Source organism: Paraburkholderia pallida (assembly GCF_004524855.1).
Lineage (GTDB): Bacteria > Pseudomonadota > Gammaproteobacteria > Burkholderiales > Burkholderiaceae > Paraburkholderia > Paraburkholderia oxyphila.
On record NZ_CP038149.1, the window covers coordinates 2,526,538 to 2,545,891 of the forward strand.

The window sequence follows — 19,354 nt, forward strand, 5'->3', positions numbered from 1 at the left end:
TCAGGGTTTTTTGGGGGCGGAGGCGGGTGCCGGAGCACTTGCGCCGTTCGGTGCGGGCGCTGTCGCCGCCGTTGTTTGGGTCTGTGCGCTCGTGGCAAAGCCGCCGCCGCCCAGCGCCGCGTAGAGCGAGACGCGGCTCGAGAGCAGCGCGCGGCGCGTCTCCACGAGCTGCTGCTGCACGACGAGCAAGTCGCGCTGCGCATCGAGCACTTCGAGGAACGGCGAGGCGCCGTGGTCGTAGCGCAATTGCGCAAGGCGCGCGCGCTCGGCCTGGGCATCCACGGTCGCGCGCAGCGTGTCGACCTGCTCGGCGAGCCATTGGCGGGCCGCGAGCGCGTCGGCCACGTCGCGGAACGCCGACTGCACCGCCTTCTCGTACGAGGTCACGGCCTGGTCGCGCTGCGCCTTCGCCGCTTCGAGATTCGACTCGCGGCGGCCCATGTCGAAGATCGGCAGGGAAATACCGGGGCCGAAGCTCCAGGCGCGGCTCGGGCCCGTGAACAGATCGGAGAGCTGAGCGCTCGCGGTGCCGAACGAGCCCGTGAGCGTGATCTTCGGGAAGAACTCCGCGCGCGCCGCGCCGATGTTAGCGTTGGCCGCGCGCAACTGATATTCGGCGGCGACGATATCGGGCCGGTTCGTGAGCAGGTCGGAGGGCAGGCCCGCGGGCAGGTCGCGCATGACGGCGGCATCGTCGAGACGCACGTCTTCGTGCGGCAGGTCGACCGGCTTGCCGACGAGCAACTGCAGCGCATTCAGGCGCGTGGCGCGCTCCTGCTGAAGCTGCGCGCCGAGCGCGACGGCCTGGCGCCACAACGTCTCGACCTGCTTGAGATCGAGCTTCGAGATCGCGCCCACCTCGTAGCGGCGCTTGAAGATGCGGTACGACTTCTCGCGGCTCGCAATGGTTGCCTGCGCAAGCATGATGCGCTCGTCGAGCTCGCGCAGGCTCAGGTAGCTGTTCGCGACCTGCTCGACGAGAGTGAGCGTGACGGCCTGGCGCGCGGCGTCGGTGGCGAGATAGTTTTGCAGCGCCGCTTCCTTGAGATTGGCGACGCGGCCCCAGAAGTCGAGCTCCCACGTGGCGATGCCGATGCCGGCCTGGTACTGGCTTCCCGTCATCGGGCGGCCCACGCCGGAGAGGCCGGCGGGCACGCGCGAGCGCGCGAGGTCCGCTTCCACGCCGAGCGTCGGGAACTGGTCGGCGCGGCGGATGCCGTATATCGCGCGCGCTTCCTCGACACGCTGAATCGCGAGTTGCAGATCGCGGTTGTATTCGAGCGCTTCGGCAATCAGGCCTTGCAGCGTGGGGTCGGTGAAGTAGTCTTTCCAGCCGATGGCGGTGGCGTTCAGTGCACTCGCGCTTTGGGGCGCTTCGGTCTCGGGGAAGGTTGTGGGCACCGGCAGCGGCGGTTGCTCGTAGTTCGGCGCGAGCGAGACGCACCCGGCCAGCATCGCAACGAGCACGGCGAGCGGCAGATGCCGGGCCGCAACGCGCGCGCCTGGCGCGTTGTTTCGGCCATGGGCGGTGAGGCGGCGGGTCATCGATGTTTTCTCCTCTCGCGCGTGCTGCGGGTGTTCGTGCCCGAGCGGCGGCGAAGCCTCATGCTCGAGCGGGTTGGGTGGCGCACATCGCGCTCTCGATCGCGGCCGCGCGCAATGCGCGAGACTTGCGGCCGGTCCCTCGGGCCATGTGCGGACTTCGTTTGCGAGCGCGGTTCACACCGGCCAACGTCGCCGCGTGGCACCGAGGGACCTGCGAGATCAGGTGTGCGGCCCTACGATATGTGTGATGCCGCGCGGCGCGACAAGTGCCGTGGGGTGCGACGCAGTGCCGCCCGACGTAGCGAAGATATAGGGCGTTTGATGTACGTCGTGGCGCGCCGCAAGGCGCTCTGGTGGGGTGCTGCGGCGGGGTGTCGCGCACAGGTCGTTTGCCGGGGTGTCAATGCGGCGCATGCGCGTCGCGGGCAGGCGATTCGATCGGGGCGTGGTCGTCATCTCGTAGCGCTTGGGGCGGACGATGGCGAACCGCGGTATGCGGAGCGCATCGCGGGCGGGCCGCGCGCGGAGCACGTCGACCCGATCCGGCTACGATCCTGGCATAAGGGAAAAAGGCGTGAAGGCCAGGTGTGCGATGCGCAAGACAAATAGCGCGTGTCACGCGCGCGGCACGCATTGCGCAAGCGGTGGGGCTAGCGCGCGCGGCCCCCTAATGCGTGTAGCTAACGCGTGCAGAGAAGGCGTGCAGCGAAGGCATGCAAGGCACGCGATGAGAGACGTCCGCCGAAACGGACATTTCGCTGCTACGACGACGGAGCCGCGACGCGTTACATCGGCCAGACGAAGGCTTCGTGCGCGTGCGAGGTCTTGCCGATATCCACGGCGCGATGGACCGTCTTGCCGTCGTGGCTCGCCGTGACGACGTAGTGGCCGTTGGGCAGCGTGAGGAGCATGAACGGGCCGTTGGTGCGGGTGGAGAGGAGCGACTGGCCGTGCGCGTCGGCAATCTTCACGGGCACGTTGGCCAGGTACTCGTTGCCGTTCGCTGACTGGCGCGCGAATTCGAGCGAGAGCGGGTAGCGCGTCATCGCGGCTTTGAACGCCGCCGACTGGTCGCTGCCGATGCCGCCGGACAGGTAGGAGATGCCGCCCGCGTGCTGCGCCGGCGGCAGGACGCCTGCGGCGGCCTGCGCTGCCATGGTGCCCGGGCCGCTGTTGGTCGCGGCGAAAGCGGCGGGTGCGCCGAGCGCAAGCGCGAGCGCGGCGGCAAGCGAGAGGGCCGCGCCCATCCACGGAGTTGAGCGTGCTTTCATTTTTACCTCCAATGGTTCAGATACTCCGGCGCGTGGTGTGCGCCGGACGAATCCAGAGTAGGCAGGGCGGCTTAAAAGTGCCTTAAAACGCGGGGAAAACGTGCTTGTCGTGCCGCTCGCGGTATGGGTGGCGACGAGCAGCGTGCCCGATCGTATCGTCGAACCGACCGGTTCACGTTCACGCTGCGATGCCTCACTCACGGCGATCGCTTTGGCTCATGAGAATTGCCAGGATTTGCCATTTTCTTTGCGCGAGTTTCTTGTGCTGCCCGTGCGCGATCGGCACGCGCTCTTCGCTATCACGTCATCGTCTCTCAATAAATCGAAGGTCTGCTATTTATCGAAATTCAATATAGATTTCTGAAATATTATGCGCTGATTTTTTATTGATCATCTATTGCAAAATCTTGAATTTTTCCGCTCATAGTTGTGAATGCAACATATCTCAGTGCATTGAACCAAATCGGGCAGAGATGCGTGTATGAATGCAATAGCGAATTGAAGCGCCCGGTCACGACCGGTGGAATCAACGGCTACGGAGTGGCATGGAAGAGCCGCCGCGCGCTGTGCGAACTGACGCAGGACAAACCCGCAAAAAGTTGGCTCTGACTCATCCGGGTATCTGTGTAATCTGTGCGCGAATTCAGTATTCGCGGGTACGCCGATCCATGCTCCGTCCGGCTTTTCCGCGCCGGGCCTAATACTCGGCTTTCAGGTGACGGGGCAGCTTTGAATATTCAATCCGGTGAACCGGATACAGGGAGTTATGCAATGCAGAAGTCCATTAGCAGTCGAAAATTTCTTACCGTTGTGCTGGTCGCCTCCGTGCTTTGCGCATGTGGCGGCGGCAACGGGAGTACGTCCAGCGCGACAGCGTCACCTGCGGCAACGCCGTCTTCGACCACGCCGCCTGCACCCGAGTCCTCTTCGACCCCCGCCTCACAGGCATCCGCTCAGGTCGCGTGCAGACCGGACGGTAACTTTGCCTATTCGGGGTCGGCCTCTCAGGTAGCGGCCAGCAATGGCACGCTGGCGGTCGTGGTGGTGCCGAGCTTGCCGGCGGACGCTCAGAAGAACCGGAATTTCACGGCGTTTGCCGCGCCTGCTTCGAGTCAGGTGCAACAGGCGAGTGGCGCCTTTACGACGCTGGCGTCATCGGACGCGGCAACGGACTGCCTTGGACTGGATCATGGCAAGGTCTCGGAGATACAGGGTCTCGGTAGCGACGTGGCAATCGGGCGCTGGAACGCGGCGATGGATACGGATGGCAATACCTACAGCAACTGGCAGGGCCTTCACTACGCTGTCGGTACACCTCTGGTGCTGACTGCAACAAGTGGAACGCTGGCCTGTACCCAGGTGATCTCGGACACGGTCACCAATGACCTCAGCGGCGCGAGCGGTACGCTTGGCACCGCTTCGGCCACCCTCGATCTCGGTGCCCGCACGCTCGACAATCTGAACATGCAGATCAATCTGGAGAACGCCAACTATACGCTGACCAATACGCAGGCACCGTTGAACGGCGTCTCGACTAGCGGGCAACAGTCGATCCAGTCTGTCGTCGTCGGGCATGACGCGACGCAGCCGCTCATTGCGCTCGGTTACACGGCTACCTTGCCGAATTCGTGGGTCGTCGGCGGCGTCGCGGTGTTGTCGTGCAAATAACACTGCGCCTGAATTGGCCGGAGCGGGCGTGCCGCAATATGGAGCGGCACCCGCCGTCGGCGGAAACGCGCCGGTTGCAGCCCGTGGCGCCCAAAGGCTGCTAAAGTCGCCGGGAGAGGACGGGCGTTGCTGGCCGGCACGGACAAGGCGGTCGAGCGGCGCCCGCAAGAACACGATTAGAAGGAGGCCAGGCCATGAACCCGCCCGTCGCACGTATCGAATCCCTGAGCGCCATCACGCTCACTGTGAGCGACATAGCGCGTTCGGTGCGCTTCTACGAGGTGCTCGGCTTCGTGCACAAATCCAGCACCGCGATCGCCGGGTTCGCGTCGTTCGTGCTGGGCGACGGCGCCGGGGCTGCGGCATGCTATCTGAATCTGCTCGAAGGGCCACATGGCAAGGTGGACGGGTGGGGGCGCGCGATCTTCTACGTCTCGGACGTGGACGCCTTTTACGCGCAGGCGCTGGCCGCGGGCCTCACGCCCGCCTTCGCGCCGCAGGACGCGCCGTGGGGCGAGCGCTATTTTCATCTCGTCGATCCGGACGGCCACGAGTTGAGCTTCGCGAAGCCGCTGGCCTGAGCCGCGGCCGAACCCAAGGGGGCGCGCCGCCCGGCAGGCCGGCTGCCGCGGTGGTCACCGATGCATTTGAAATATGAATGACACCCGTAGCATCGATAGTGGCGCGTGGCCGTGTCTGTCCGCGCTCGATGCTCCGCAGCGCGCCTGGCATGGATTGCCATTCATCGCAAGAGGAGAAGTCGCCATGAACGAACTGGACCGTGCCGGGCAAGCCGGGCGCGAATCGAGCACTGAAGCGGGCATTGAAGGTGGCATTGAAGCGGGGCCGGAAGCCGGCGAGGACGCTGAGCGTTATCGCCGCCGGCGTCTCGACGAAGAGCTCATCGACGCCTACGACGAAGAGCTTGAAATGGAAGTCGACGACCGCCTCCAGGAAGCCGGCCTCGAGATCAGCGACGACGTGCGCGCGCTGCGCCGCGTCTATTTCCGCGAGCTGATCCGCCTGCAGGGCGAGCTCGTCAAGATGCAGGACTGGATCGTGAGCACGGGCCACCGGCTCGTCGTGATCTTCGAAGGCCGCGACGCGGCGGGCAAGGGCGGCGTCATCAAGCGCATCACGCAGCGCCTGAATCCGCGCATGTGCCGCGTGGCGGCGCTGCCCGCGCCGAACAACCGCGAGCGCACGCAGTGGTATTTCCAGCGCTATGTGCAGCATCTGCCCGCGGGCGGCGAAATGGTGCTGTTCGACCGGAGCTGGTACAACCGCGCGGGCGTCGAGCGCGTGATGAACTTCTGCACCGACGAGGAGTACGAGGAATTCTTCCGCTCGGTGCCCGAGTTCGAAAAGATGCTCGTGAGGAGCGGCATCCAGATCGTCAAGTACTGGTTCTCGATTACGGACGACGAGCAGGAAATGCGCTTCCAGAGCCGTATCGAAGATCCGCTCAAGCAGTGGAAGCTCTCGCCGATGGATCTCGAAAGCCGCCGCCGCTGGGAGCAGTACACGCATGTGAAGGAAGTCATGCTGCAGCGCTCGCATATTCCGGAGGCGCCGTGGTGGGTCGTGCAGGGCGTCGACAAGAAGCGCGCGCGCCTGAACTGCATCCACCATCTGCTGAGCCAGGTGCCGTATCACGAGATCGAGCATCCGAGCGTGACGCTGCCCGCGCGCGTGCATCATCCCGATTACATCCGCCAGCCAGTGCCCGAGAACATGTTCGTGCCCGACATCTATTGACGCCGGCAGCGCCGCGCAGCCTTGCGCGCGTGCAAACGCAAAAGCCGCGCCCCATGACGAGGGGCGCGGCTTTTTTTTGCTCGTGCGCGCCGGTTCCAGCGCGGCGCTTCAGAACACGTGCCGGAACACCCAGTACAGGGCGCCTGCCAGCGCGATCGAGACGGGCAACGTGAGCACCCAGGCGAGCACGAGGCTGCGCACCGTGCTCGCCTGGAGGCCCGAGCCGTTCGCGGCCATCGTGCCCGCCACGCCCGAGGACAGCACGTGCGTGGTCGAGACCGGCAGGCCGTAGACGTCGGCCGCGCCGATGGTCGCCATCGCCACGACTTCCGCGCAGGCGCCCTGGCCGTAGGTCAGGTGCTGCTTGCCGATGCGCTCGCCCACCGTCACCACGATGCGCTTCCAGCCCACCATCGTGCCGAGGCCCAGCGCGATCGCCACGGCCACTTTCACCCAGGTCGGGATGAACTTCGTCGCGTGGTCGATCTGGCCGCGGAAATTGTGGATCGCGCGGTCGTCGGCTTCGGAGAAGGCGGGCTGCTTCGCCTTCTCCATCAGGCGGATGGCCTCGGAGACCAGGTACATGTTGTTGCGCACGTTATCCACCACCGATTGCGGCACGGCCGCCATCGAACCATAGCCCTCCACCTGCTGGCCCACCTGCATCGAAAGCGCAGCCAGCGCGGGCACCGTTTGAGGCGTCAGCGTGCGCGTGTCGACGTAGCGTTCGACTTCCGCGCGCACGGCATTCGGGCCGCCCGCGGGCGCGGCCACGCCGTTGCTGTACTTGTCGAGCGTGCGCGCGGCCTGCTGCGAGACCGCAATGAAGGTTTGCGACTCGCTCGCCGTCACGGCCTTGTTGAGCGCATAGGCGGTGGGCACGGTGCCGATCAGGATCAGCATGATGAGGCCCATGCCCTTCTGGCCGTCGTTGGAGCCGTGCGCGAACGAGACGCCGGTGCAGGTGAGGATCAGGAGCGCGCGGATCCAGAACGGCGGCGGCTCGTTGCCCTTGGGCTCGGTGTAGAGCGCGGGCACGCGCACGACCGCCTTGAGCACGACGAGAAGCAGGGCGGACAGGAGAAACCCGACGATCGGCGAAAACAGGAGTGACTTGCCCACGCCGATGGCCTGGCTCCAGTCCACGCCGCTCGTGCCATTCGGGCCGTGCATCAGCTGGTTCATCAGGCCCACGCCGATGATCGAGCCGATCAGCGTATGCGAGCTCGACGAAGGCAGGCCGAAGTACCAGGTGCCGAGATTCCAGATGATCGCCGCGATCAGGAGTGCGAAGACCATCGCGAAGCCCGCGCTGCTGCCCACCTGCAGGATCAGCTCGACGGGCAGCAGTTGCAGGATGCCGAACGCCACCGCGCCGGTGGAGGTGAGCACGCCGAGGAAGTTCCAGGCGCCGGACCACATCACGGCGAGGTTGGGCGTGAGCGAGTGCGTGTAGATGACCGTTGCCACCGCATTCGCGGTATCGTGGAAACCGTTCACGAACTCGAAGCCCAGCGCGATGATGAGCGCGATGCCGAGCAGGAGCCACGGCATCGCGGAGCTCTGGCGCACGGGCGAGAGATCGTCGGCGAGATGCATGCCCACGTAGACGGCGCCAGCGGCAATGATGAGCAGGAAGACGAGCATGCTCACATTGCGTCCGCGGGTGGGCGCGGCACCCGGCTGGGGTGACAGGGAAAGATCCGGCATGGCGAGCGGGTTCCTCAAACTAGGCGCACGGAAAATCGCGCGGTTGGGCGGAGCCGGAATTGGCGGTCAAAGCAACGCTTTCGATCATGCAAAGCGCCTATGACGTTTTGATGACGCTTTTGTGCATGCCGTGCCGCAGCGCCGGGGCCGCTGCGGGCGGCCGGCGCGCGGGGCAATTGTCGGAGGATTGCGTACGTGTCTGAGCGCGTTCACAAACCTGTGCGGGAACCGTCCACCGGGCCTTCCCGGCGTCGTGTGTTTGTCCCCCATCTGCGGCTGCGCGTGCGTCACTGGCTCCTCGTGCGCGGCAAGGACGCCACCCGCCTGATCGGCCGCAATCCGTTTTTCGCGGGGCTGGCGGGCACGCTCATCGCCACGCTGATGGCGGCCCTCACCTATACGGCGCTCTATGCGGGCCGTGCCGAAGAGTTGCGCCACGCGGTCGAGAATTCGGAGAACATCGTGCGGCTCGTGAGCAGCGACATCGCGCGCAACGTCGAGCTCTACGACCTCTCGCTGCGCGCCGCGGTGAGCGCCGCGCAGCAGCCCGAGACGTGGGCGATGTCCGAGGCGCTGCGCCAGCGCGTGCTGTTCGACCGTGCGACGGCGGCCTCGTTTCTGGGCGGCGCGTACGTGCTGGACGCGCAGGGGCACTTGAAGGCCTCGCAGAGCGGCATCGACGAGCCCGGCGTCTCGTTTGCCGACCGCGATTATTTCCTCGTGCAGCAGCGCAATCCGGATGCAGATCTCTTCATCTCGAAGCCCTATCAGTCGCGCCTGCGTCACGGCGTGCTCTCGATCGCGCTCACACGGCGCATCGACATGCCCGATGGCGCGTTCGCGGGCGTCGCGCTGGTGGCCGTGCGGCTCGACTATTTTCAGCAGCTCGTCGACCGGGTCGACGTCGGGCGCCGCGGCGGCGTCTTCATCATCATGCAGGACGGCACGCTGCTCGCGAGCAAGCCGCCCATGCCGCTCGGCGTGGGCGCCGATTACTCGAGCTGGCGCAACTACAAGATCATCTCGAGACGCGATGCGGGGACCTTCTCGGCGCACTCGGAAGCGGACGGGGTGGAGCGCGTCTATACCTACGCGCACGTGGGCAATACGCCCATCATCGTGGGCGTGGCACCCGCCGTCGGCGATATCCTCGCACCCTGGCGGCGCCGCGCCTGGTTCGCGCTCGTCATGACGACGCTCTTCGGCGGCGCGTGGGTGGGGGTGTCCTGGGTGCTGGCGTTCGCACTGCGCGACAAGATCATCGCCGAAGGCGAATTGCAGCGTCTCGCGGTGACCGACCCGCTCACGGGCCTCGCGAATCGCCGCGCGCTGGATCAGCGGCTCGTGGCCGAATGGCATCGGGCGTCGCGCGAGCAGACGCCGCTTTCGGTGCTGTTCTTCGACGTCGATCACTTCAAGCTGTTCAACGACACCTACGGCCACGCCGCGGGCGACGAAGTGCTGATGCTCGTGGCCGAGCGCATCGCCTCAGGCACGCGGCGCACCTCGGACATGGCGGCGCGCTACGGCGGCGAGGAGTTCGCGGTGTTGCTGCCGGGCACCGCGCTGCAGGGCGCGCGCAAGGTCGCCGACAAGATCCGGCGGCGCATCGAGACGTCCAATCTCGCGCATAGCGCCTCGAGCTACGGCCGTGTCACGGTGAGCGTGGGCTGTGCGAGCTGCGAGCCGCCGGTGGGCGATAGCGGCGCGAAGCTGCTCGCCGCCGCCGACGCCCTGCTATACGAAGCCAAGGCAGCGGGCCGCAACCAGGTGCAGGCGAAGCAATGGACCGGCGAGGCCGCGTAGCGCCACGCGGCGGGAAGGCAACGCAGCGGGGCGGCACGAAGCGGCCGCGTGCATTCTGTGCAGTCGCCTGCTGGCTTGGACTCACGCGCGCGCGGCAACTCACGGCGCCCGTGGGGCGTCGTGAAGCCGTGAGGGCACACGGGAAGCGCTGAAAGCCGCGCGGCAGCCGGGGGTGGCTTGGGGCGCCGGCGCTTTCAGCGCGCCGACTTCGACAGGCGATGGCCGAGACCGAGATTCGAAACGATCTGCCAGGTATAGACGCGCGAATAGTGCACGCCGAACTGGCGGCCGATCAGCTCGCGCACACGGCTGTTGGTCCACGCATCGCTCGGAAAGCCATGGTCGCGGGCGGAGCCGTGCAGCGCGCTCGCGATCCAGCCCAGCGCGGCCTTGTCGAGCACCGAAGGCCGGCCGCCCACGCTCATCTGCTGCAGCGCGTCGAGTCCGCCGCCTTCGACGATCGACTTGTAGCGACGCACCGTCTGGGCGGAGAGGTGCAGGGAGTCGGCCACGGCATGGACCGTTGCACCCTCGACTAACATCTGGCCGGCCGCCATTCTGCGCGCGACGCTCGGCAAATTCTCGGTTCTGGTAAGCATGTGATCACTCGTCAACGAAAGATTCCGGTCATGCGGCTCGCGGATGCGCCGCTCCTGTCAACCCTTTCAGTGCATGCGGGTCTTCTCGCTTGCCACGGCCCCGCATGGCATTCGCTAGATGCCGGGCCGTCGCGGACGGCGAAACAACGCGCCCACACGGGGCGCGTGCGGACTGCTTTTGACATTCCGCAGCGGATATTAATAATTGTTTTTGTAGGGAATGTGTATAGCTAGCGGAAAAATAGTCTGCTTGACTTACGGATTATCCTGGACTATCGGCAAAAAGAACCTATCCAAATCGCTTAACAATGCCCGTGAATGTTGCCCATTCAGGCCATGATGCATGGCCTGAAGAGCCGATGAAATGTTTGCAATCTTTGTTTTTTTGCCCGGCATTGGGGCACCTGGCGAGAGCGAATCGGTAATTTTGGGCAGAATGCCTTTTCCGAATTTGCATGAATCGTTTTGATAATTCGATTCTATTCGGATTGAATGGGCTTGCGGGTTTTGCCTCACCGCGCGTCTTGATGCGAACCCGCTCGTGGCCCACTTGGTGAACCGATTGACGATCCGCTCGAAAATTGACAGGCATGAATCAGGAACTCGACGAAAAGGTTGGGCGTTTGCTGCGACGCGCGGCGAGCCGACGCGGCCTCGTACCCTATGCGGCATTCCATGCGCTGTTCGCGCAGGGCGTGCCGCTGCAGGCGCGCTACGAAAAACTCGAAGCCGCCGCGGCCGCGCTGTGCGAGCCGCGCGTGGCCGACTACGCGTCGTTGCTCGCGACCGCTTCGGGCCTGCCGGGCCCCGACTTCTATCTGCGCTTTCGGCGCCTGCACGCGGAGCGCTACTACGCGACGCTCGGCGCCGACCGGCATCGCATGCTCAAGCTGGTGGAGAAGCGCCAGCTCGCGAGCGAAGAGCGCGAGCGCGTGTACGACCACTATCGCAGTGTCGTCGAGGTTCCGGCGCTTGCTTAAAGGGAAGCTGCTGCCGCTTATCCGGCAGCGCGGCGCATGCGGGTCGAACACGAGCATCAGGGAGGATCAGGCCCGCGCGCCGCAGTGGCTCAATTCATTCAATCGTGCTGACGATGTGGATGCAACAGGCGTGAGCGCAAGGGCGGTGAGAGCGCGCTCGCGCGCGCAGTGAGACGGCGCGCGATGCGCCTGCGCGCGTTAGTCGACGCGATTGCGATCACGTACGAGGATCGAGACGTACACCACGGTGCAGACGAGGATCACGGCGACACCCCTGATCACCTTGGCGTGGTCGAACTCCACGAGACCGGTCACGGCGATGGCGATACCGGTGGCCGAGCCGAGCGTGCCAAGCGCGGCAACGAAGATGCGCAGCTTGCTCCAGACGCGATGGCGTCGTTCGGGACCGGCGCCTGCCCTTAAACGATCGAAAATCATGATGGCTTTCCCCGTTGATGGCGGGCCGCATTGCGTTGCGTAATGGCTTCATCGGGAAGCGGCGGGATTCAGCGGAATTCACCGGAACTCGCGGCGCAATGCGGTTCGCGTTCAGACTCGAATCGATTATAGCGATCGGGGGATTCTGCGCTTTCAACGCGTGCGCGCCGTGCCTCGCGGCGCAAGTTTCTCGCACTTTCGCGCGCGTTTAAGTTTGCCTTAATTTTGTATCGCCATGATGGGTACGTCGGGTCGATTCGATAGTCGATTCGCGGTTGTTCTTCACGTCCCCTGTTAACCGCCGTTGCCATACGGCGGTTTTTTTTGCGCATTGGCGCGGCCAGGCAGATGGCTGCGCGATGGATGCGGCGGGCGGCGCCTGCCGCCTCACTCGTGCTCGGGAAAGCCCGCGCGTCCTTGCGTGAGATCGCGCAGCGTGTCGCGCGCGGCATCGAGGGCGGTGACGGGAAGCTGGATCGTCAGCCGCACGGTCATCGTGTAGCGGCTGTCGGCCAGCGTGTGCCGCTCCTGCTCGATCCAGTGCCGCACGCGCGTTTCGTCGGCGTAGCTGACCTCCACGGTCAGGCGCGCCTGAGCGATGCGCTCCACGCGCGGCGCGTCCTGCAGCGCGCTCGCGATGGCGTCGGTATAGGCACGCACGAGCCCGCCCGCGCCGAGCTTCACGCCCCCGTAATAGCGCACGACCGCGGCCAGCACGCCGTCGAGGTCGTGATGGCGCAGCACTTCGAGGATGGGGCGGCCGGCGGTGCCGGAAGGCTCGCCGTCGTCGGACATGCCGGACTGGCCGCCCGCGAGCAGCGCCCAGCAGACGTGTGTGGCGGTGGGGTGTTCGTCGCGCAGGCGGCGCAGCTCGGCCATGGCCGCTTCGCGGTCCTCGACCGGAATCGCGAGGCCGATAAAGCGGCTCTTGCGGATCTCGAGCTCCGCGCTGACGGTTGAGGCAAGGGTGTAAGTGGGCAAAGCGGGCAGTGCGGCGTGGGCAAAAGCGTGATGTTAGCGCCATGTTAGCGGATGCGGGCGGCAATCCTGGCCACCACGCGGACCGCCTGGCCGCGTGCGCTTGCGCGTGCCCCGCCGCCGCGGACATTGCAAGTCCTCAAATCTGACAGATTACGTAATGGTTTCTTGCGGCTTGCGCTAATGACGTATCGGCCGTCAGCACCGATAATACGTTTCATGACGGGTCTAGCTCTGGCTGGAGCGATGCCGAACTCCTCATTCGGTGATCCGTCATATTTCGAATTCATCGCGGCGCGGCGGGTCTTGCGCCGCGCTTCTCCTGAAGTTCTCCCCAGGCAGCGCACAGAAAAAACCCCGGTCGTGACGGTGTCCGTCGGCCGGGGTCATAAGGCTCGCCTGTTCTCAAGAGGCAAAGCTACCTTACGCCTGTCAAAAATCCGCCGCAATGTGAAAAAAAAGCCCGACTTGCGTCGGGCTCCAAGTTTGACCGCACCCGTTGCCGGGCGCGGTACCTGCAAAACTGCCTGCTTACGCTGCGAGCAGCGAACGCAGCACGAACGGCAGGATACCGCCGTGCTTGTAGTAGTCGACTTCGATCGGCGTGTCGATGCGCAGCAGCACCTGGACGCGCTCGTCCTTGCCGTCCTTGCGGTGGATCACGAGCGTCAGATCCTGTTGCGGCTTGAAGTCGTCCGTCAGGCCTTCGACATCGAACGTTTCTTCGCCGGTCAGGCCGAGCGACTGCACGCTGTCCGAGCCCTTGAACTGCAGCGGCAGGACGCCCATGCCGACGAGGTTCGAGCGGTGGATGCGCTCGAAGCTGCGTGCGACCACGGCCTTCACGCCGAGCAGCTGCGTGCCCTTGGCCGCCCAGTCGCGCGACGAGCCCGTGCCGTACTCTTCGCCCGCGAACACCATCGTGGGCGTGCCGGCGTCGATGTACTTCATCGCGGCGTCGTAAATCGACAGCTGTTCGCCGCTCGGCTGGTGGATCGTCAGGCCGCCTTCGACGCGCGTGCCGTCGGCCTTCGCCGGGATCATCAGGTTCTTGATCCGCACGTTCGCGAACGTGCCGCGCATCATGACGTCGTGGTTGCCGCGGCGCGAGCCGTAGCTGTTGAAGTCGGCCTTCTGCACGCCGTTGGCCTTGAGCCACTTGCCGGCGGGCGAGTCTTCCTTGATCGAGCCGGCCGGGCTGATGTGGTCGGTCGTGACCGAGTCGCCGAAGATGCCCAGTGCGCGCGCGCCCTTGACCTCAGCCACCGACGACGACGGCGTCATCGAGAAGTCCGTGCCGAAGAACGGCGGCTCGGCGATGTAGGTCGACTTCGGCCAGTCGTAGACCTGGCCTTCCTCGCCTTCGATCTTGCTCCACAGGTCGCCCTTCTTCGTGAGCTGGCTGTAGTTCTTCTGGTAGACGTCCGCATCCATCGCGTACTTGAGCAGCGCGTTGACTTCGTCGCTGGTCGGCCAGATGTCGCCGAGGTAAATATCGCGGCCGCCCTTGCCCTTGCCAACCGGCTCGGTCATCAGGTCGCGCGTGATGTTGCCGGCGATCGCGTAAGCGACGACCAGCGGCGGCGAGGCCAGGAAGTTCGCGCGGATGTTCGGGTGGATACGCGCTTCGAAGTTACGGTTGCCCGAGAGCACCGCCGCCGCGACCACGTCGTTCTTCGTGATCGACTCGTTCAGCTCCGGCGTGAGGTCGCCGGCGTTGCCGATACAGGTCGTGCAGCCGTAGGCCGCCAGTTCGAAGCCGAGCTTCGAGAGGTACGGCAGGAGGCCCGTCTTCGTCAGGTATTCCGTGACGATGCGCGACCCCGGGGCGAGCGAGGTCTTGATGTGCGGGGCGACCGTGAGGCCGGCTTCCACAGCCTTCTTCGCCAGCAGGCCGGCGGCCAGCAGCACGCTCGGGTTCGACGTGTTCGTGCACGAGGTGATGGCCGCGATCAGCACGTCGCCGTTATGCAGCTTGACCTTGTCGGTCACCGCGTATTCGGCCGTGAGGTCGTCGGCCTTCTTGTTGAAGCCGTTTTCCGCGACCGGCTTCGAGAACAGGTCGGTGAAGGTCGACTTCACGTGGCCGATCTCGATACGGTCTTGCGGGCGCTTCGGACCGGCCAGCGAGGGTGCGACCGTCGCGAGGTCGAGCGTCAGCGTCTTCGTGTAGTCGATCTCGCCGGCCTTCGGAATGCCGTAGAGCTCCTGCGCCTTGAAGTAGTTCTCGAAGGCCGAGATTTCGGCTTCGGTGCGGCCCGTGCCCTTGAAGTAGTCGATCGTCTTGTCGTCGACCGGGAAGAAGCCCATGGTCGCGCCGTATTCGGGCGCCATGTTGCCGATGGTCGCGCGGTCCGGCAGCGAGAGCGAGGCCGTGCCTTCGCCGAAGAACTCGACGAACTTGCCGACGACCTTCTCCTTGCGCAGCATTTCGGTGATGGTCAGCACGAGGTCGGTGGCCGTGCAGCCTTCGCGCAGCTTGCCCTTCAGCTCCACGCCCACGACGTCCGGCGTGAGGAAGTACACCGGCTGGCCGAGCATGCCCGCTTCCGCTTCGATGCCGCCCACGCCCCAGCCGACCACGCCGATGCCGTTGATCATCGTGGTGTGGCTGTCGGTGCCCACGAGCGTGTCCGGGTAGTAGACCGTGTCGGCGCCTTCGGCCTTCTTGTGCACGCCGCGAGCGAGGTACTCGAGGTTCACCTGGTGGACGATGCCGATGCCCGGCGGCACGACCTTGAACGTGTCGAACGCCTGCATGCCCCACTTCATGAACTGGTAGCGCTCGTTGTTGCGCTGGAATTCCAGCTTCATGTTCAGGTCGAGCGCGTCCTTCTGGCGGAAGTAGTCGATCTGCACCGAGTGGTCGACCACGAGATCGACCGGCACGAGCGGCTCGATGACCTTCGGGTTCTTGCCGACTTGCTTGGCGACGCCGCGCATGGCCGCGATGTCGGCGAGCAGCGGCACGCCGGTGAAGTCCTGCAGCACGACGCGCGAGACGACGAACGGGATTTCGTCGACGCGGGCCGCGGTGGGCTTCCAGTTCGCGAGTTGCTCGATGTGCTCTTCCGCGATCTTTTTGCCGTCGTAGTTACGCAGGACGGACTCGAGCACGATACGGATCGAAACCGGCAGGCGATTGATCTTCACGCCGAGCTGCTTGCCGAGATGCGGCAGCGAGTAGAACTTGCCTTTGCCGGAACCGCTGTCGAATTCCTTTAGCGTTTTGTGGAGGTTGTGGGCCATGGTGTTTTCCTTCGTTTAATCGCGGAAATTACGCTTTACAACTACCTGATTGCCTGCATGCCTGATTGCTCAGATCACGTACAAGTCGACGTACTCGTTCACCGGCATGGCGTCGAGCCGCGCCGCATCGAGCGAAACATCGAGTATCGCCTGCTGCTGCTTCGCGGGGAAGCGGCGCGCGAGGTTGATCCTGAACTTTTCGATCAAAAGCGGGATGCCTTCATCGCGGCGCCGCTTGTGACCGATCGGGTACTCCACTACGACTTCTTCGAGCGTCGTGCCGTCGTTGAGTTCGACGGTGAGCGCATTCGCGATCGAGCGCTTGTCCGGGTCGTGGTAATCCTTCGTGAACTGCGGGTCTTCGACGCAGGCCGTCTTCGCGCGCAACGCATCGATGCGCGGGTCCTGCGCCACGTCGTCTTCGTAGTCGGCGGCGGTGAGGCGCCCGAAGAGGAGCGGCACGGCCACCATGTACTGGATGCAGTGGTCGCGGTCGGCCGGGTTCGCGAGCGGCCCGGTCTTGTCGATGATGCGGATCGCCGCTTCGTGCGTGCGGATGGTGACCCGCTTGATGTCCTGGGCGGTGAGGCCGCGCTGCGCGAGCAGGCCGTGCAGCGTCATGGCGGCTTCGGCCGCGGTCTGCGCGTGGAATTCGGCGGGGAATGAAATCTTGAACAGCACGTTTTCCATCACGTACGAGCCGTACGGACGCTGGAATGTGAACGGCTGGCCCTTGAACGAGACATCGTAGAAGCCCCACGTCTTCGCCGTGAGCGCGGAGGGGTAGCCCATTTCGCCCGTCTTCGCGATGAGCGCGAGGCGCACGGCGCGCGACGTGGCGTCGCCGGCGGCCCACGACTTGCGCGAGCCGGTATTGGGCGCGTGGCGGTAGGTGCGCAGCGCCTGGCCGTCGACCATCGCGAGCGACACGGCGTTGATGAGCTCGTTGCGCGAGAGGCCGATCATCTGGCCGACCACGGCGGTGGACGCCAGCTTCACGAGCAATACGTGGTCGAGACCGACCTTGTTGAACGAGTTCTCCAGCGCCATGCAGCCCTGGATCTCGTGCGCCTTCACCATGCCTTCGAGCACGTGCTGCATGGTGAGCGGCGTTTTACCGTGGGCGACGGCCGTGCGCGAGAGCCAGTCGGCGGTCGCGAGAATCGCGCCCAGGTTGTCCGACGGATGGCCCCACTCGGCGGCCAGCCAGGTGTCGTTGAAGTCGAGCCAGCGGATCATCGCGCCGATGTTGAACGCGGCCTGAACCGGATCGAGCTGGAATGAGGTGCCCGGCACCTTGGCGCCATGCGGGACGATCGTGCCCGGCACGATCGGTCCCAGCAGCTTGGTGCAGGCGGGGTAGGAGAGCGCCTCGAGTCCGCAGCCGAGCGTGTCCAGCAGGCAGTAGCGCGCCGTCGACAGCGCAAGCGCGCTGTCGATCCTGAAATCCAGCACGTAGTCGACGATATCGACCAGGACCTGATCCGGCTGCGGCCTGACGTTGGAGACGTGTGCGGACATCGAGGCTCCCCGATGCGGCCCGCTTACTGGCCCGAAGCTGCGCTTGCGCCCGCAGCCGGAGCCGCGCTGCGGTTCAGCGCGTTGGCCTGGGTCGGCGCCATCGCGCCTTGCTGCATTGCAACAGTCTTGCACTCGTCGGCCAGACGCGAGCTGTCCTTGTCCGAGAACAGCATGGCCTTGGTCGGGATCACGACCAGGTCGAGGCCGGTGGCGGCGTCGTGGAAGCGGTCAGCGCCCGTCGTCGTGGTCTGACGCGGCAGGTTGTAGTTCTTGTTCGCCCAGTGCACGGTGACGATCTGGTCACGCGCCATGTCGCCCTTCAGGTCGAAGGCCATGCCTTCCGCGCAGGACCAGTGCTCCGAGCCTTCCGGGACCGCGTCGACCTTCGCTTCCTTGGCCGGATTCGCCTTGCGCTTGATGATGCGGTGCTTCGGCGCGGGCTTCTTGGGCTTGGCGGTGGTCGTCGACGTGGTTTGCGCGGCGGCTTCGGTGGCTGCCAGCAACATCGTCGTGGACAGCGCGCCGATAACGGTAGCGATCAGCAGTTTCTTCATGGAGTCAGACCTTTCTCTCTCTAAATCGGTTGATCAGTGCGCGGCTGCCGGATGCAGCCGCCAGGTGCACTGCGCGCGCCCCGAAAGCACGCAGCGGACGCTATTTTCACCTATTTGTCGGTACAGACTCAGTTTTTTACCGTTTGAAAAGAATCCGCTTGCGATTCATGACGTTGCCCCTTGCGCTTGGACGCTCGGCGTGCCGGTGCCCGGCGTATCGACGCCCGGCGTGAACAGCGGCGCGGCTTCGGCAGGGACGGCGCGCCCCGTCGTGCGCGCGCGGCGCAGCACGGACCAGTAGTAACGGTAGCTCGCGCGGTCGTGCAGCGTGTCGCCGTGGCGCGTTGGGCCCCACTGCGCGGCTTGCGCGGCCAGCAGAATCTCGGCGGCGACGGCGATTTCCTCGTCGCGCGGCGCGAATGCGGCCACGATCACGGGAATCTGCGCGGGGTGGATGCTCCACATGCGCGTATAGCCGAACTCGTTGCGGGCGCGGCGCGCGTCGTTCGCGACGACTTCCATGTCGCGCACCTCGGTGCTGACGTTGTGTGACGGAACCTTGCCGAAGGCATGGCAGGCCGCGGCGATTTCGAGCTTGGCGCGGCGCACGAGCGGGTGATCGAACTGGCCCGGCGAGCGCATCGCGGTGTCGGGAATCGCGCCGTCGTGCGCGGAGACGAAGTCCATCAGGCCGAAGCTGAGCGCCTCCACGCCGCGCAGCGCGGCGAGGTCGAACGCCCGGGCGAGCGCGCCGTGCGTTTCGACGAGCAGCTGCACGGGAATAGGCTTGTCGATACCCATCTCGACGCGCGTGGCTTCGACGAACGCCGTCATTTCGGCGGCGTCGCCCACGGCGCGGATCTTCGGCAGCGTGATGTAGGCCGGCGCGCGCTTTGCGGCGCGCAGGATCAGGCGCACGTCGTCGCGCCAGTGCGGATGATGAAAGTCGTGAATGCGCACGCCCACGCGCCCGAAGCGGTCGTGCTCGCTGCCGAGCAGCGACGCGACGAGCTCCGCGTGCTCGGCCTCGCGGCCGACCTGGGCGCCGTCTTCACAGTCGAGCGTGATGTCGAATACCGGGCCGAGCTGCTGCTGCAGCGCGAGCGATTTGAGCATCAGCTTCTCGCTGCCGGCGTAGTGATCGCACACGGGCAGGAGGGTGGGCGGCGCTTCGCCCTCAAACAGCACTTCGGCGGCGGTGATGGCGCGCATCTTCGGGCTCAGGGCTCGATTTCTGGAGGTGGAAACTGATTCGGACGCGTCCTGGGACTGGAGCC

At 65.4% G+C, this 19,354-nt stretch carries 16 protein-coding genes; 6 read left to right on the plus strand and 10 right to left on the minus strand.

Annotated features, from left to right (window positions below; genetic code table 11):
- Together E1956_RS26455 and E1956_RS26460 are read right to left on the minus strand one after the other, a co-directional pair.
- Positions 1-1,545 (minus strand): efflux transporter outer membrane subunit, encoded by a 1,545-nt coding sequence (locus E1956_RS26455; RefSeq protein ID WP_134754361.1) that lies wholly within the window; start codon positions 1,543-1,545, stop codon positions 1-3.
- 785 nt (positions 1,546-2,330) lie between these two features.
- Positions 2,331-2,816, minus strand: a complete 486-nt coding sequence (locus E1956_RS26460; RefSeq protein WP_232071631.1) for a carboxypeptidase-like regulatory domain-containing protein — start codon at positions 2,814-2,816, stop codon at positions 2,331-2,333.
- A gap of 100 nt (positions 2,817-2,916) precedes the next feature.
- Here E1956_RS26460 and E1956_RS26465 point away from each other — a divergent pair, with 100 nt between their 5' ends.
- From E1956_RS26465 to ppk2, 4 genes are all read left to right on the plus strand, one after another.
- On the plus strand, positions 2,917-3,180 hold the full coding sequence (locus tag E1956_RS26465; RefSeq protein WP_134754363.1) for a hypothetical protein: 264 nt from the start codon (positions 2,917-2,919) through the stop codon (positions 3,178-3,180).
- Positions 3,181-3,587: 407 nt separating this feature from the next.
- The gene (locus E1956_RS26470) at positions 3,588-4,484 is read left to right on the plus strand and encodes a hypothetical protein (RefSeq protein ID WP_134754365.1); all 897 of its coding nucleotides are present in this window, start codon (positions 3,588-3,590) and stop codon (positions 4,482-4,484) included.
- A 194-nt stretch (positions 4,485-4,678) separates the two neighbouring features.
- Entirely contained in the window at positions 4,679-5,065 is a 387-nt protein-coding gene (locus E1956_RS26475; RefSeq protein ID WP_134754367.1) for a VOC family protein, read from the plus strand.
- 184 nt (positions 5,066-5,249) lie between these two features.
- Positions 5,250-6,242, plus strand: coding sequence for a polyphosphate kinase 2 (ppk2, locus tag E1956_RS26480; protein ID WP_134754369.1), 993 nt, complete (start codon positions 5,250-5,252; stop codon positions 6,240-6,242).
- A 108-nt stretch (positions 6,243-6,350) separates the two neighbouring features.
- Here ppk2 and E1956_RS26485 read toward each other — a convergent pair whose 3' ends face one another.
- Positions 6,351-7,952: an inorganic phosphate transporter gene (locus E1956_RS26485; protein WP_134754371.1), complete on the minus strand. Its 1,602-nt coding sequence runs from the start codon at positions 7,950-7,952 to the stop codon at positions 6,351-6,353.
- A gap of 255 nt (positions 7,953-8,207) precedes the next feature.
- On the opposite strand from E1956_RS26485, the gene E1956_RS26490 reads away from it, so the two are divergent.
- A complete protein-coding gene (locus E1956_RS26490) occupies positions 8,208-9,758 on the plus strand; it encodes a sensor domain-containing diguanylate cyclase (protein WP_232071633.1) in 1,551 nt (516 codons plus the stop codon).
- 194 nt (positions 9,759-9,952) lie between these two features.
- On the opposite strand, the gene E1956_RS26495 is transcribed toward E1956_RS26490, so the two are convergent.
- The gene (locus E1956_RS26495) at positions 9,953-10,357 is read right to left on the minus strand and encodes a helix-turn-helix domain-containing protein (RefSeq protein WP_028221320.1); all 405 of its coding nucleotides are present in this window, start codon (positions 10,355-10,357) and stop codon (positions 9,953-9,955) included.
- A gap of 590 nt (positions 10,358-10,947) precedes the next feature.
- Between E1956_RS26495 and E1956_RS26500 the strand changes: the two genes are divergently transcribed.
- The gene (locus E1956_RS26500) at positions 10,948-11,337 is read left to right on the plus strand and encodes a hypothetical protein (RefSeq protein ID WP_043287658.1); all 390 of its coding nucleotides are present in this window, start codon (positions 10,948-10,950) and stop codon (positions 11,335-11,337) included.
- A 198-nt stretch (positions 11,338-11,535) separates the two neighbouring features.
- Here E1956_RS26500 and E1956_RS26505 read toward each other — a convergent pair whose 3' ends face one another.
- The 6 genes from E1956_RS26505 to E1956_RS26530 all read right to left on the minus strand — a co-directional run bounded on the left by E1956_RS26505 (position 11,536) and on the right by E1956_RS26530 (position 19,289).
- Positions 11,536-11,775, minus strand: coding sequence for a hypothetical protein (locus E1956_RS26505; protein ID WP_134754373.1), 240 nt, complete (start codon positions 11,773-11,775; stop codon positions 11,536-11,538).
- Positions 11,776-12,162: 387 nt separating this feature from the next.
- Positions 12,163-12,756, minus strand: coding sequence for an IMPACT family protein (locus E1956_RS26510; RefSeq protein ID WP_134754375.1), 594 nt, complete (start codon positions 12,754-12,756; stop codon positions 12,163-12,165).
- Positions 12,757-13,284: 528 nt separating this feature from the next.
- Positions 13,285-16,002, minus strand: a complete 2,718-nt coding sequence (gene acnA, locus E1956_RS26515) for an aconitate hydratase AcnA (protein ID WP_134754377.1) — start codon at positions 16,000-16,002, stop codon at positions 13,285-13,287.
- Positions 16,003-16,071: 69 nt separating this feature from the next.
- The gene (locus E1956_RS26520) at positions 16,072-17,523 is read right to left on the minus strand and encodes a bifunctional 2-methylcitrate dehydratase/aconitate hydratase (RefSeq protein ID WP_134754379.1); all 1,452 of its coding nucleotides are present in this window, start codon (positions 17,521-17,523) and stop codon (positions 16,072-16,074) included.
- 23 nt (positions 17,524-17,546) lie between these two features.
- Positions 17,547-18,077 (minus strand): hypothetical protein, encoded by a 531-nt coding sequence (locus E1956_RS26525; RefSeq protein WP_134754380.1) that lies wholly within the window; start codon positions 18,075-18,077, stop codon positions 17,547-17,549.
- 165 nt (positions 18,078-18,242) lie between these two features.
- A complete protein-coding gene (locus E1956_RS26530; protein ID WP_134754382.1) occupies positions 18,243-19,289 on the minus strand; it encodes an HpcH/HpaI aldolase/citrate lyase family protein in 1,047 nt (348 codons plus the stop codon).
- Positions 19,290-19,354: the final 65 nt, after the last annotated feature.

Excerpts from the sequence above, each read along its gene's own strand:
- E1956_RS26455 (WP_134754361.1), bottom strand. The coding sequence starts at position 1,545 with ATGACCCGCCGCCTCACCGCCCATGGCCGAAACAACGCGCCAGGCGCG.
- E1956_RS26460 (WP_232071631.1), bottom strand. The coding sequence starts at position 2,816 with ATGAAAGCACGCTCAACTCCGTGGATGGGCGCGGCCCTCTCGCTTGCC.
- E1956_RS26470 (WP_134754365.1), top strand. The coding sequence starts at position 3,588 with ATGCAGAAGTCCATTAGCAGTCGAAAATTTCTTACCGTTGTGCTGGTC.
- E1956_RS26475 (WP_134754367.1), top strand. The coding sequence starts at position 4,679 with ATGAACCCGCCCGTCGCACGTATCGAATCCCTGAGCGCCATCACGCTC.
- ppk2 (WP_134754369.1), top strand. The coding sequence starts at position 5,250 with ATGAACGAACTGGACCGTGCCGGGCAAGCCGGGCGCGAATCGAGCACT.
- E1956_RS26485 (WP_134754371.1), bottom strand. The coding sequence starts at position 7,952 with ATGCCGGATCTTTCCCTGTCACCCCAGCCGGGTGCCGCGCCCACCCGC.
- E1956_RS26495 (WP_028221320.1), bottom strand. The coding sequence starts at position 10,357 with ATGCTTACCAGAACCGAGAATTTGCCGAGCGTCGCGCGCAGAATGGCG.
- E1956_RS26500 (WP_043287658.1), top strand. The coding sequence starts at position 10,948 with ATGAATCAGGAACTCGACGAAAAGGTTGGGCGTTTGCTGCGACGCGCG.
- E1956_RS26505 (WP_134754373.1), bottom strand. The coding sequence starts at position 11,775 with ATGATTTTCGATCGTTTAAGGGCAGGCGCCGGTCCCGAACGACGCCAT.
- acnA (WP_134754377.1), bottom strand. The coding sequence starts at position 16,002 with ATGGCCCACAACCTCCACAAAACGCTAAAGGAATTCGACAGCGGTTCC.
- E1956_RS26520 (WP_134754379.1), bottom strand. The coding sequence starts at position 17,523 with ATGTCCGCACACGTCTCCAACGTCAGGCCGCAGCCGGATCAGGTCCTG.
- E1956_RS26525 (WP_134754380.1), bottom strand. The coding sequence starts at position 18,077 with ATGAAGAAACTGCTGATCGCTACCGTTATCGGCGCGCTGTCCACGACG.
- E1956_RS26530 (WP_134754382.1), bottom strand. The coding sequence starts at position 19,289 with ATGCGCGCCATCACCGCCGCCGAAGTGCTGTTTGAGGGCGAAGCGCCG.